The 12,256-nt window shown below is 56.7% G+C and carries 12 protein-coding genes and 2 pseudogenes; 12 read left to right on the forward strand and 2 right to left on the reverse strand.

Going from position 1 to position 12,256, the window contains the following annotated elements; translation table 11 throughout:
• The 10 genes and pseudogenes from AB5Y64_RS16620 to AB5Y64_RS16665 all read left to right on the forward strand — a co-directional run.
• Positions 1 to 90 (forward strand): annotated as a pseudogene (locus tag AB5Y64_RS16620) (copper homeostasis protein CutC); the annotation flags it as partial.
• A gap of 38 nt (positions 91 to 128) precedes the next feature.
• A pseudogene (locus AB5Y64_RS16625) lies at positions 129 to 218 on the forward strand (copper homeostasis protein CutC); the annotation flags it as partial.
• Between the two features lie 191 nt (positions 219 to 409).
• A complete protein-coding gene (locus AB5Y64_RS16630; RefSeq protein WP_010673478.1) occupies positions 410 to 1,021 on the forward strand; it encodes an FKBP-type peptidyl-prolyl cis-trans isomerase in 612 nt (203 codons plus the stop codon).
• Positions 1,022 to 1,158: 137 nt separating this feature from the next.
• The gene (locus AB5Y64_RS16635) at positions 1,159 to 2,040 is read left to right on the forward strand and encodes an ABC transporter ATP-binding protein (RefSeq protein ID WP_161469727.1); all 882 of its coding nucleotides are present in this window, start codon (positions 1,159 to 1,161) and stop codon (positions 2,038 to 2,040) included.
• 79 nt (positions 2,041 to 2,119) lie between these two features.
• Entirely contained in the window at positions 2,120 to 3,133 is a 1,014-nt protein-coding gene (locus tag AB5Y64_RS16640) for an ABC transporter permease (RefSeq protein ID WP_103857888.1), read from the forward strand.
• The gene (locus tag AB5Y64_RS16645; protein ID WP_103857887.1) at positions 3,130 to 3,429 is read left to right on the forward strand and encodes a DUF2845 domain-containing protein; all 300 of its coding nucleotides are present in this window, start codon (positions 3,130 to 3,132) and stop codon (positions 3,427 to 3,429) included. Before AB5Y64_RS16640 ends, AB5Y64_RS16645 begins: the two co-directional genes overlap by 4 nt.
• 460 nt (positions 3,430 to 3,889) lie before the next feature.
• Entirely contained in the window at positions 3,890 to 4,909 is a 1,020-nt protein-coding gene (locus AB5Y64_RS16650; RefSeq protein WP_010673482.1) for an amino acid ABC transporter substrate-binding protein, read from the forward strand.
• Between the two features lie 62 nt (positions 4,910 to 4,971).
• Complete coding sequence (locus AB5Y64_RS16655; RefSeq protein WP_223937699.1) at positions 4,972 to 6,159, forward strand: amino acid ABC transporter permease; 1,188 nt, start codon at positions 4,972 to 4,974, stop codon at positions 6,157 to 6,159.
• A 9-nt stretch (positions 6,160 to 6,168) separates the two neighbouring features.
• Positions 6,169 to 7,263, forward strand: coding sequence for an amino acid ABC transporter permease (locus AB5Y64_RS16660; protein ID WP_103857885.1), 1,095 nt, complete (start codon positions 6,169 to 6,171; stop codon positions 7,261 to 7,263).
• Positions 7,264 to 7,276: 13 nt separating this feature from the next.
• Positions 7,277 to 8,020, forward strand: coding sequence for an amino acid ABC transporter ATP-binding protein (locus AB5Y64_RS16665; protein ID WP_010673485.1), 744 nt, complete (start codon positions 7,277 to 7,279; stop codon positions 8,018 to 8,020).
• 95 nt (positions 8,021 to 8,115) lie between these two features.
• Here AB5Y64_RS16665 and AB5Y64_RS16670 read toward each other — a convergent pair whose 3' ends face one another.
• Complete coding sequence (locus tag AB5Y64_RS16670) at positions 8,116 to 8,331, reverse strand: DUF1107 family protein (protein WP_010673486.1); 216 nt, start codon at positions 8,329 to 8,331, stop codon at positions 8,116 to 8,118.
• 331 nt (positions 8,332 to 8,662) lie between these two features.
• On the opposite strand from AB5Y64_RS16670, the gene AB5Y64_RS16675 reads away from it, so the two are divergent.
• Both AB5Y64_RS16675 and AB5Y64_RS16680 read left to right on the forward strand, forming a co-directional pair.
• The gene (locus tag AB5Y64_RS16675) at positions 8,663 to 9,937 is read left to right on the forward strand and encodes an integrase arm-type DNA-binding domain-containing protein (protein ID WP_279956346.1); all 1,275 of its coding nucleotides are present in this window, start codon (positions 8,663 to 8,665) and stop codon (positions 9,935 to 9,937) included.
• Between the two features lie 37 nt (positions 9,938 to 9,974).
• Entirely contained in the window at positions 9,975 to 10,670 is a 696-nt protein-coding gene (locus AB5Y64_RS16680; RefSeq protein WP_279956348.1) for a hypothetical protein, read from the forward strand.
• Positions 10,671 to 10,885: 215 nt separating this feature from the next.
• Here the strand turns inward: AB5Y64_RS16680 and AB5Y64_RS16685 are convergent, their stop codons facing one another.
• Entirely contained in the window at positions 10,886 to 12,154 is a 1,269-nt protein-coding gene (locus AB5Y64_RS16685) for an IS4-like element ISAeme3 family transposase (protein WP_041205731.1), read from the reverse strand.
• Positions 12,155 to 12,256 lie beyond the last annotated feature (102 nt).

The raw sequence follows: 12,256 nt of genomic DNA on the forward strand, positions 1-12,256 counted from the left end.
GTCAACATGGGCACCTCGGACGACGGCCGGGTCAACATCACCGACGGCGCCAAGGTCGCGGCGGTGCGGGCTCTGCTGGACAGGGCCTGATACAGACTGTGCGGCGCCATGGTGCCTCTCTCTGTGACGTCAACATGGGCACCTCGGACGATGGCCGGGTCAACATCACCGATGGGGCCAAGGTCGCGGCGGTGAGGGCGTTGCTGGACAGGGCCTGATACAGACTGTGCGGCGGCATGGTGCCCTGTTTTGCTCCCTTCTCCCCTTGCGGGAGAAGGGGCGGGGATGAGGGGGCCGATGTGAGGCGTCTCCCACCGGCGGGCAATTGAGGGGCGTCTTGGCAGCACGGTGCAAAAAAGTCTGTTATCATCCCGTCTCTTTTACCATCAGGACCCGGAGCAACCTCTCAATGTCCCAATACGACTCTATCGAACAGAAGGCCAGCTACGGCATCGGCCGCAACATGGGCGACCAACTGGCTCAGCAAGCCTTCGCCGGTCTGGATATCCCGGCCCTGCAACAAGGTCTGGCTGATGCCCTGAACGGTCTGGAGTTCGCGGTCAGCCGTGACGATATCAACGATGCCTTCCAGGTCATCACCGCCCGTATGCAGGAAGAGCAGGAAGCTGCCGCCAAGGCCGCTGCCGCCGAAGGCGAAGCCTTCCTGGCCGACAACGCCAAGCGCGCCGAAGTGAAGACCACCGACTCTGGTCTGCAATATGAAGTCATGGTCGAAGGCAATGGTGCCGTGCCGGTTGCCGGTCAGTCCGTGCGCGTGCACTACCACGGTACCTTCACCCACGGTGGTGTGTTCGACAGCTCCGTTGCGCGCGGCCAACCGGCCGAGTTCCCAGTGACCGGCGTGATCGCCGGTTGGGTGGAAGCGCTGCAGATGATGCCGGTTGGCTCCAAGTGGAAGCTCTACATTCCGCAGGATCTGGCCTACGGTGCCCGTGGCGCCGGCTCCATCCCGCCGTACTCCGCTCTGGTATTCGAAGTGGAGCTGCTGGACATCCTGTGATCCGGCTGGCGTGATGCAAACGGCGACCCTGAGGTCGCCGTTTGTTTTTGGACCGCCCAAACGGGCCATGTGCCTACGGCGGGGATTTGGATATAGTCAGAGCGTCGTCCATTCCGGCCATGTGAGGGAGACACGCCATGGCAGCCATCATCGAGGTCGTCGATCTCGTCAAGCACTTCCCCGGCGTCAAGGCGGTGGACGGGCTCAGTTTTGCCATTCCCGCCGGCAGCTGCTTCGGCCTGCTCGGCCCGAACGGGGCGGGCAAGACCACGACCATAGAATTGCTGGAGGGGCTCCTCACCCCGGACAGCGGCCAGATCCTGTTTCACGGCGCCCCGCGCGGCCCGGATTATCGCTCCCGCATCGGCATCCAGTTCCAGCACACGGCGCTGCAGGATTTCCTGACGGTGCGCGATACCCTGCGCCTGTTCGCCAGCCTCTACCCCAATCCCTTGCCACGGGAGCTGCTCATCGATCTGTGCGCCTTGGGCGAGTTCATCGACAGGGACAGTCGCAAGCTCTCGGGGGGCCAGCGTCAGCGCCTGCTGCTGGCTCTGGCCCTGCTCGGGGATCCCGAACTGCTGTTTCTGGATGAGCCCACCACAGGACTGGATCCCCAGGCGCGCCACCACTTCTGGCAGCGAATAGAGGCGATCAAGGCCCAGGGCAAGACGGTGGTGCTCACCACCCACTACATGGACGAAGCGCAGCAGCTGTGCGATCTGATTGCCATCGTCGATCACGGCCACCTGCTCAGTCTGGATACGCCGGCTGCCTTGCTGGCGCAACACTTCGACGGCGTGCTGGTGCGCCTTGGGGGGCACCCGGCCCTGGCTGGGCTCGGCTATCCCCTGCGTCCGGTCGGCGATCAGGTGGAGCTCTGTTGCCCCGACGTGGCGACCCTGTTGCCAGCCTTGCTGGATCTTGGTGTGCCGCTCACCGGCATGCAGGTGCGCTCCCCCAATCTGGAAGATCTCTTCCTGAACCTGACCGGCCACAGCCTGCGGAGCGGCGCATGAGAGGGATGACCGAGTTCTGTCTGACCGTGGCCTCCGGGCTGTGGTACGCCTTGCCGACATGCAATCCCGGGAGTGGACGATGAAGGGATCCCTCAAGCGCATCGGGGCGCTCTTCTATGCCCGCACCCTCGAGTTCGTGCGCGATCGCGCGGCCCTGGTGTGGAACCTGCTTTTCCCGCTCCTGCTGGTCATCGGCTTCTCCCTCATCTTCTCCGGCCCGCCCAAACCGCTGGTGCAGATCGGGGTGGTGGGGGCACTGCCCGCAACCTATGCCCCGCTGCGCGCCGTGCCGCTGCTCAAGATCATCCCCTATGACGAGGCGTCGAGAGGCCAGCTCAAGGTCCGTCACCATCAGCTGGACCTGCTGCTCTCACCCGCCGGGGGGCGTTACTGGATAAATCCGGACGCCCCTCAGGGGGCCATGGCCGAGTATCTGCTGCGCCAGGCGGTGCAGGGGCCCTTGCAAAGAGAGACCCTGAGCGGGCGCGCCATTCGCTACGGCGACTGGCTGCTGCCCGGGGTGATCGGCATGAACCTGATGTTCTCCGGCCTGTTCGGGGTCGGGTTTGTCATCGTGCGTTATCGCAAGAACGGGGTGCTGAAACGGCTGCGAGCCACGCCGCTCGGCGCGCTGGAGTTTCTCTTCGCCCAGTTGCTGTCACGGGTGCTGATCACCCTGGTGGTGAGCCTGCTGGTCTTCTGCGCGGCCTACTGGTTGCTGGATGTGCCCCTCATCGGGTCGGGGTGGCTGCTGCTGGTGATCGCCCTGGCGGGAGGAACGGCCATGGCCTCCCTTGGCCTGCTCATCGCCGCTCGCCTGCAGAACGAGGAGCTGGCGAGCGGTTTGCTCAATCTCATCAGCTTGCCCATGATGTTTTTATCCGGTGTCTGGTTCTCGCTAGAAGGCGCGCCCGCCTGGCTGCAGCAGCTTGCGGCCAGGCTGCCCCTCAGCCAGATCATCGAAGCAGCCCGCGCCGTGATGCTGGAAGGGGCGGGATGGCAGGAGGTGGCAGGCCCTCTGGGCCAGGTCATGGTGTTCGCCCTGGTGTGCATCTCGCTGGGAACCATGCTGTTCAAATGGAGTGCAAAATGAAACCTGTTCTGTGGTTGTTGCTGGTGGCGGCCTTGCCTGTGCAGGCAGGTACCCTGCGTTGCAAGAACGCCTTGCTGACCGAGGGAGACACCACGGCAGAGCTGCTGGTTCGCTGCGGCCAGCCGATGCTCAAGGAAGATCTCACCCGCTTCGAGGAGAACGGCTTCGGGGCGAGAGTGACGGTCAAGTATGCCGAGCGCTGGACCTACAACTTCGGCAAGCGGGAATTCATGCAGTTTGTCACCGTCGAAAACGGCGTCATCACCGACATTGTGGATGGCCCACGGGGAGGATGACCTCCTGGTTTTCTGAAGCCCAGCCTGCGGGAGATAAGGTCGCCACTTCCCCGCCTTTTACCTCTTTTTCTGTTGCTTTCCCCTGCCTGTTATCGCCATTTTTCCATATGGGGTCATGCTGCCTCACTCTGGTGCTTTTGGCATAAAACCGAATCTGATGAGTCAGTTGTCAGCAGAAATGGCTGCCCCAATGCGGTGCAGCCGATTTATTTTCGAAAAATAATCCTCATGCCAAGAAGGGTTTTAAGCAGCAGGCTATTTGGCAAATAAGGGTCTACTTTTGATTCTGAGAGTGCATATTCCCCCGTTTAGATATTTTGTTCTGTTGCACCATGGTTGGGCCGGATTGCACCGATTGACAGGTTTTTCTGCGGCTGGATAAGCTGCCAAAAAGCAGGGAAACGATGGCATCTCGCTAGATTTTGATGCCTGTTCGAATCAAACCACAGGGAAGAGTGACATGAAGCAGATACACAAGGCTGGTATGGTGATGGCGCTGTCGCTGATGGCAGCCAATGCGTGGGCGGACGGTACGCTGGATGCCGTCAAGAAGAAGGGATTCGTGCAGTGCGGGGTCGGTGACGGCCTGCCCGGGTTCTCCAACCCGGATGCCAAGGGAACCTGGACCGGGCTCGACGTGGACGTGTGCCGCGCCGTGGCCGCCGCGGTACTGGGGGACGCCAGCAAGGTCAAGTATGTCTCCCTCACCGCCAAGGAGCGCTTTACCGCCCTGCAGTCCGGGGAAGTGGATCTGCTCTCGCGCAACACCACCTGGACCCTGACCCGGGATGGGTCGCTGGGCCTCACGTTCGCCGGGGTGAACTACTACGACGGGCAGGGGTTCCTGGTCAAGCAGTCCCTCGGGGTCAAGAGCGCCAAGGAGCTTGACGGTGCCGCCGTCTGTATCCAGTCCGGTACCACCACCGAGCTCAACCTGGCCGACTATTTCCGCGCCAATGGCGGCATGAAGTACACCCCAGTGGTGTTCGATACCTCGGATCAGACCGTCAAGGGCTTCGAAGCCGGCCGCTGTGACGTGCTGACCTCGGATCAGTCCCAGCTCTATGCCCTCAAGATCAAGCTCACCAAGCCAGAGGAAGCCGTGGTGCTGCCGGAGGTCATCTCCAAGGAGCCGCTGGGCCCAGCCGTGCGTCAGGGTGACGATCAGTGGTTCAAGGTGGTGCGCTGGAGCCTCAACGCCATGCTCAATGCCGAGGAGGCCGGGGTCACCAGTGCCAACGTGGACGAGATGCTCAAGTCCACCAACCCTGACATCCGTCGCCTGCTGGGGCTGGAAGAGCCCAAAGGGACTGTGCTGGGGCTGGATGACAAATGGGCCTACAACATCGTCAAACAGGTCGGCAACTACGGTGAATCCTTCGATCGCAACGTCGGTGCCGGCTCCCCCCTCAAGATTGATCGCGGCATCAATGCCCTCTGGAACAAGGGCGGTCTGATGTACGCGCCACCCATCCGCTGAGTCGACAGTCACCGGGGGGCCTGGCCCCCCATGTTTTCCCTGGCTTTGTCGGAGTCATCCTCATGGCGTTACACGCATCAAACCATAGGAAAGAACAGGGCCGCTGGTGGTATGACGCCAAGGTGCGGGCGCTGCTCTTCCAGTGCCTGGCCATCGCGGCGGTTATCGGGTTTCTGTTCTACATCGTCAACAATGCCCTGACCAATCTGGCCACCCGTGGCATCACCACAGGCTTTGATTTTCTGGGCAACACGGCCGGTTTCGGCATCTTGCAGAGCCTCATCCCCTACGACGAGACCTACACCTTCGGTCGCACCTTTGTGGTGGGCCTGCTCAACACCCTGCTGGTCTCCGTGCTCGGCATTCTGTTTGCCACCCTGCTCGGGTTCGCACTCGGGGTCGCGCGCCTGTCGCGCAACTGGCTGGTGGCCAAGATAGCGGCCGTCTACATAGAGACGTTTCGCAACATCCCGCTGCTGCTGCAGATCTTCTTCTGGTACTTCTCGGTGCTGCGTACCCTGCCTTCCCCGCGTCAGAGCGTGGATATAGGCGGGCTCGCCTTCCTCAACGTGCGGGGTTTCTATCTGCCCAAGCCCCTGTTCGAAGAGGGATTCGGCTACGTGCTCTGTGCACTGGTGCTCGCGGTGCTGCTGAGCTGGGGGCTGGGCCGCTGGGCTCGCCGCCGTCAGGCCCTGACAGGCAGGATCTTCCCGTTCTGGCGCTGTGTGGCCGCCCTGGTCATGCTGCTCCCGGGCATCACCTTCCTGCTGGCGGGCAGCCCGCTCAGCTGGAGCGTGCCTGCGCTGCAGGGGTTCAACTTCCGGGGCGGGCTGACGGTGCTGCCGGAGCTCGCGGCCCTCTTGCTGGCGCTCACCATCTATACGGCGGCCTTCATCGCCGAGATAGTGCGATCCGGCATCCTGGCCATCAGCAAGGGGCAGACGGAGGCGGCTTCCGCCCTCGGGCTCTCGCCCACCAAGACGCTGCGGCTGGTGATCATTCCCCAGGCCATGCGGGTCATCATTCCTCCCTTGACCAGCCAGTATCTGAACCTCACCAAGAACTCCTCCCTGGCGACCGCCATCGGCTACCCGGATCTGGTCTCGGTGTTCATGGGGACGACTCTCAACCAGACAGGGCAGGCCATCGAGGTCATCGCCATGACCATGGGGGTCTATCTCGTCATCAGTATCACCACCTCGGTGCTGATGAACATCTACAACCGCAGAATGACGCTGGTTGAGCGCTAGGGAGCTGTCATGTTCGTGAATGAATTGCAGGAGGCGCTGCCGCCTCCCAACCACCGTCGGGGGCCGCTCGCCTGGATCAGGCAGAACCTTTTCCCCAACTGGTGGAACGGCCTGCTGACCCTGGTGCTGGCCTATCTGTTGCTGCCACTCATCTGGTCTGCACTGGACTGGGCGCTGTTCTCGGCCACCTGGCAGGGGAGCAGCCGCGAGGCCTGCGTCCAGGGCGGTGCCTGCTGGATCTTCATCGAGAGCCGGCTGGGGCAGTATCTCTATGGCTTCTACCCGGCTGATCAGTACTGGCGCATCAACCTGACCTTCGCCGGTCTGGCGGCGCTGCTGGCCCTGCTCATCTGGCCAAAGACCCCGCGCAAGGGGTGGCTGGCGCTCTTCACCCTGCTGGTGTTCCCTGTCATCGCCTTCTTCCTCATCCATGGGGGAGCGGGGCTGGAGGTGGTGGAAACGAACCGCTGGGGCGGGCTGATGCTCACCCTGGTGCTGGCGGTGGTGGGCATAGTCGTAGCACTGCCGTTCGGCATCCTGCTGGCACTGGGGCGCCGCTCCCACATGCCGGTCATCTCCAGCCTCTGTACCGTCTACATCGAGTTCTGGCGGGCGGTGCCGCTCATTACTGTGCTCTTCATGGCGTCCGTCATGCTGCCACTGTTCATGAGTACCGAGGTGGAGCTCGACAAGCTGCTGCGGGCGCTCATCGGCATCATCCTGTTCCAGGCGGCCTATGTGGCCGAGGTGGTGAGAGGGGGGCTGCAGGCGATCCCCAAGGGGCAATATGAGGCGGGGGATGCCCTCGGGCTCTCCTACTGGAAGGTGATGGGCTTCATCATCATGCCCCAGGCCCTCAAGATCACCATTCCTTCCCTGGTGAACACCTTTATTTCCCTGTTCAAGGACACCAGCCTGGTGCTGATCATCGGGCTGTTCGATCTGCTGGCCATCTCCAAGGTGGCCCTGGCGGATCCGGCCTGGCTGGGGTATTCCACCGAAGCTTATGTCTTTATCGCCATGATCTTCTGGATGTTCTGTTTTGGCATGTCCCGCTACTCCATCTATCTGGAGCGCAAACTCAACACGGGCCACAAGCATTAGGAGTCGTTCTGATATGAAAACGGACGCAGTTGTCGAACTGAAAGAGGTCAACAAGTGGTACGGTGAGTTTCACGTGCTGCGCAACATCAACCTGCAGGTGGGCAGAGGGGAGAAGATCGTCATCTGCGGACCATCGGGGTCGGGCAAGTCCACCATGATCCGCTGCATCAACCGGCTGGAAGAGCACCAGAGCGGAGACATCCTGGTCAAGGGCACGGCCCTGACCTCGGATCTCAAGAACATCGAGACGGTGCGCCGGGAGGTGGGCATGGTGTTCCAGCACTTCAACCTCTTCCCCCATCTGACCGTGCTGGAGAACTGTTGCCTGGCGCCCATCTGGGTCAAGCAGTTGCCGCGCAAGGAGGCCGAGGAGATCGCCATGAACTTCCTGCGCCGGGTGCGGATCCCCGAACAGGCGCTCAAGTATCCGGGGCAGCTCTCCGGTGGCCAGCAGCAGCGGGTCGCCATCGCCCGCAGTCTGTGCATGAATCCCCAGGTCATGCTGTTTGACGAGCCGACGTCTGCGCTGGATCCCGAGATGGTGCGGGAGGTGCTGGATGTGATGGTGGAGCTGGCCCACGAGGGGATGACCATGCTCTGCGTCACCCACGAGATGGGGTTTGCCAAGCAGGTGGCGGACAGGGTGATCTTCATGGACCGGGGGCAAATCATCGAAGAGAACGTGCCGGATCAGTTCTTTGACAACCCCCAGTCCGATCGGACCAAGCTCTTCCTCTCCCAGATCCTGCAGCACTGAGGCAGGGCACAACCTTCAGAAAAACAGCCCGCACGCTCGAATGAGCGGCGGGCAAATGTGTACATGGAAGTCGACGACAGACAGAAAGGAGTATGTCAGCCCGGCAACAGGGTGGTGGTGCGCAGATCGCGCACGGCCAGGTTGATCTGCCGGGCCAGGCTCAGCGCCTGATGACAGCTCAACGGCTTCACATCGATGATCCCCCCTTGAAACTCAAACCGCCCCAGTGCTTCAACCATGAAGCTTCCATGATGGAAGCTCTTGATATAGCGAGCAATTCGACGGGGAGACCACTGCTTGAACACCTTCATGGCAAGAGACCCTGTTGTTTGGACAGGGCACACTATGCCGACGGACCGTGACACTGATGTGACACTTGATAAAGATTTGTATGAATCTGTCTTGTGATCGACTGGCGTGCAGCCCCGGCGTTGAAAAAGTAGTGAGAGTCCGGGTCCGGGCACCACTATTCTATAAATGGACGTCAATCGACGTCCATTTTTTCTTTTAAAGTCAACATATTATTGACTCCAGCCCTTCTCCCACCGCTATCTGACTTTCATCGGCAAGCGTCATCATTTGATGGTATATTCGTTGGTATCTTTAGTTCGATACGATTTGTACCATCAAAAGAGGGGGTGAATGATGGCTCTCACTGATGTCAAAGTAAGAAATGCCAAACCCGGCGATAAGCCTGTAAAGCTCACAGACAGCAGCGGCATGCATCTTCTGATTCATCCGAATGGGTCCAAGTACTGGCGTCTGCAATACCGCTTTGCAGGAAAGCAAAAGCTACTGGCTCTGGGGGTTTACCCCGCTGTATCACTTGCCGACGCACGTCACCGCCGTGATGATGCCAGAAGATTAATTGCTGCTGGTATTGACCCATCTGAAAAGAAAAAATCCGATAAAGTTGAACAAAGCGGCACACTGGCTTTTGAAGCCGTTGCCAGAGACTGGCATGCAAGCAACATCAAATGGTCAGAAACACATGCTGAAAGGGTGATGAACAGCCTGACCAATCATGTGTTCCCTGTCATTGGTAAACGAAACATTACTGACCTCAAAACCCGTGACCTGCTTCAGCCAATCAAGATGACTGAAAAATCAGGTCATCTCGAAATTGCAGCCCGTCTACAACAACGTATCACCGCAATCATGCGATATGCTGTCCATAACAGTCTTATCGAGAGTAATCCTGCTCAGGATTTAGCTGGAGCCATTGCAACAGCAAAAAGGGTTCATCGTCCTGCTCTTCCTTTTGAACGCATTACAGAGCTTCTCAGCCGCGTTGAGAGCTACAGAGGAAGACCGCTTACCCGTCTTGCTGTTAAGCTAACTTTGCTAACTTTCGTTCGTTCCAGCGAACTACGTTTTGCCCGCTGGTCAGAAATTGATTTCAAAAATGCGTTGTGGACCATTCCTGCAGAGCGTGAGGAGCTTCTGGGAGTGAAACACTCCAGCCGTGGCTCCAAGATGAAAACGCCTCATCTCGTCCCATTGAGCCGACAAGCCGTCTCTATTCTGAAAGAGATCCAGAATCTCAGCAAAGATCCGAAAATTATTTTTACGGGCGATCACTATGCAGATAAGCCTATGAGTGAAAACACGATCAACAACGCTTTACGAAAAATGGGCTATGACACCAAAACAGAAGTTTGTGGTCACGGTTTCCGTTCTATGGCCTGTAGTGCCTTGATTGAGTCAGGCTTATGGTCAAAAGATGCTGTTGAACGCCAGATGAGCCATCAGGAGCGTAACAACGTTCGCGCTGCTTACATCCATCTTGCCGAACATCTGGATGAGAGAAGGCTGATGTTACAGTGGTGGTCTGATTATCTTGATGCCAACAAAGACGATATAGTTAGACCATTTGAGTTTGCCCATAAAATAAGTAGTCGGAAAAGCCACGGATGATCGGATACTGAATAAAATAAAAATAAGGAAATAAAATATGTCATTATCACAATTCCAAATTATTCAATCATTAGGAAAATCTTTAGAATGGCTGCAACAAGAATTATCATGGGGTGTTTCTGCCCAAGAACTTAGCCATTTAACGGGAAGAATTGGTGAATTGTATACAGCTATGTATACATATGGCCAAATGGCTTTAGAAAATAACCAGCATGGGTATGATGTAATTAGTTCAGAGGGGGAGAGAATATCAGTAAAAACGATAACTACAAGTAATCACGTATCATTTACAAAATCAACATTATCATATGTTGATAGGATAGTGATTTTAGAAATAAACACTACAGATTTAGAAATAAACATATTAGTAGACTCTAAAAAAGAAGAACTACTACCATTATTAAGAGATACAAATGGTAAAAAACTGCTTTACCCATTAGGCAATAAGATAAGAGACAAAAATGCAATAAAATCATCAAAAACAAGAGAAATCAAACCACTATCTGAAATGGAAATCAGAGAGGAAGTTTACTACAAAAATCATATAATACGACAATATGAAAATGGTACTATTGAAGTATTGACCGATGGAATATCCGAAAAAATAACAAAACCAACTTTAATAAAAATAGCAAAAGAATTGAGTGTAAGCCCTATCAATAGTGCTGGTTCTAAGATGAACACTCGACAATTAGGTGATAAGATAATTAAAAATATTAAAGCGATAATATAATTTAAATTATACTTTAATATCTTATGGCTACCGCGCCCCTAAAACTTTAGGGGCTTGCTCAACGCGTCATAAACTCAAAACAAGTTTTAAGTTCATGACGCATTTACATAAAAATCATTTATCCTCCCCCTTCCATGAACTTAATATACTTTCGCCTTTTTTTAATGTTCTAGAATCATCAATATACTGTTTAGTAATTTCTCATGTACAGGACCTTAAGCGTTGAGTCCCTTTAAAACTCCTTCCAAGGTCCTGTTCTGTATCGATTTTCTCTGCTTGGTTCGGCAAGCGTTCTTGGCCAAATAATCAGCTGCCCATTCCAGTCTTTCCCTTATTTCTGTCAGCGCTCTATGGGCCACTGCTTCCAATAGCGGCAACCACCATGTCGTACTGTTCTTTGACGCTTTCAACATCGATAGCTTCCCTGTCATCACACTCTGCGCGACCCGCCTTTTCATCACCAGCGACAGCAAACTCGTCCACACCAATCCCTCGGCGATGGCTTTCTCCCCCGTCACAAACCCCTTGAGCCGGTTGTGCGATTTCCACTCTTTAAATAACAACTCCACCTGCCAACGGCAGCGATACAGGCTCATCACCTGCTCTGCTGACCATGCCGCTCGCGGCAGGTTGGTCATCCACAAGCAGAACCGCTTTTCCTCGGCAAACCAGCGTCGGATCAAGCGGTACTCGACCTTGCCGGACTTCACCACCATATCCAGCACCTCGGCCCGACAGCGCCGCCGTCCTGCCTCTTTCAGTGACAGTCCCGCCAGTTTTGGCACTTCCCGCCCATCACCGCGCCAGGCCTGGATTATCTTGGGGTTCAGGCTTTGCGTTCCTCGCACCAGATAAAATCCGCCAGCGTCGTTCACCTGCTCAAACCAGGCCCTGTCAATGTAACCCGCGTCAGCCAGCAGCAGGCAGTTGGCCAGCTTGTGAGCCTCAGGGAGAAATTGCCGCTCCCCTGCGGTATCGGCAGACACACTCATGCACAGTGGGCTCTGCTCCGACAGAGACATGGTCATATGGCACTCGATAGCCGCCGGACTGATGGTCTTGAACCGGCCGGGAAAGTCAGCCGCCAGACGCCGGTGCACCGCGAAGGAGGTGCCATCGTGCAATAACACCTGCTTGAACGCGCCGAGGGAGGCCGCTTTGAGTTGATGGTCGATACGCAAGGCGATGGCCCGTTCGACCAGCGCTTTCATAAACAGGGCAAAGCTCTCTTTACGCAGCTGATTGTGAAACGGTTTGTAAGAAACCTGATGCTCTTTCGTCAGCTGCAAGGCATTGAAATGACGGTGTAAGCTGGCAATGTCATTGACCTGGTCGCCCCCCATGGCCCGCAACAGTGCAGGTACGAGCATGGCAGGGGTAATGGCGCGCTGACGCAGACAAAACTTGCAGAGCCGAGCAATGCGCTCGAGTGCGGCGGGAGCCAGGAGTTGCTCCAGATAGTGATTAGCATTAATAATGGTCATAGGCTTCGCGCGTGTTGATTTTGTTTGGCGATAAAATTAGATCACAAACGAAGCCTTTTTTATATCTATTTCAATTGGTTGGCGCTAAAGATCCTGTACATG

Origin of the sequence: Aeromonas sp. R5-1 (assembly GCF_040908265.1) — a bacterium.
Lineage (GTDB): Bacteria > Pseudomonadota > Gammaproteobacteria > Enterobacterales > Aeromonadaceae > Aeromonas > Aeromonas caviae.

Coding starts and splice junctions, on each gene's coding strand:
- AB5Y64_RS16670 (WP_010673486.1), bottom strand. CDS start 8,331: ATGAAGGTGTTCAAGCAGTGGTCTCCCCGTCGAATTGCTCGCTATATC.
- AB5Y64_RS16665 (WP_010673485.1), top strand. CDS start 7,277: ATGAAAACGGACGCAGTTGTCGAACTGAAAGAGGTCAACAAGTGGTAC.
- AB5Y64_RS16680 (WP_279956348.1), top strand. CDS start 9,975: ATGTCATTATCACAATTCCAAATTATTCAATCATTAGGAAAATCTTTA.
- AB5Y64_RS16635 (WP_161469727.1), top strand. CDS start 1,159: ATGGCAGCCATCATCGAGGTCGTCGATCTCGTCAAGCACTTCCCCGGC.
- AB5Y64_RS16685 (WP_041205731.1), bottom strand. CDS start 12,154: ATGACCATTATTAATGCTAATCACTATCTGGAGCAACTCCTGGCTCCC.
- AB5Y64_RS16655 (WP_223937699.1), top strand. CDS start 4,972: ATGGCGTTACACGCATCAAACCATAGGAAAGAACAGGGCCGCTGGTGG.
- AB5Y64_RS16640 (WP_103857888.1), top strand. CDS start 2,120: ATGAAGGGATCCCTCAAGCGCATCGGGGCGCTCTTCTATGCCCGCACC.
- AB5Y64_RS16650 (WP_010673482.1), top strand. CDS start 3,890: ATGAAGCAGATACACAAGGCTGGTATGGTGATGGCGCTGTCGCTGATG.
- AB5Y64_RS16645 (WP_103857887.1), top strand. CDS start 3,130: ATGAAACCTGTTCTGTGGTTGTTGCTGGTGGCGGCCTTGCCTGTGCAG.
- AB5Y64_RS16630 (WP_010673478.1), top strand. CDS start 410: ATGTCCCAATACGACTCTATCGAACAGAAGGCCAGCTACGGCATCGGC.
- AB5Y64_RS16660 (WP_103857885.1), top strand. CDS start 6,169: ATGTTCGTGAATGAATTGCAGGAGGCGCTGCCGCCTCCCAACCACCGT.
- AB5Y64_RS16675 (WP_279956346.1), top strand. CDS start 8,663: ATGATGGCTCTCACTGATGTCAAAGTAAGAAATGCCAAACCCGGCGAT.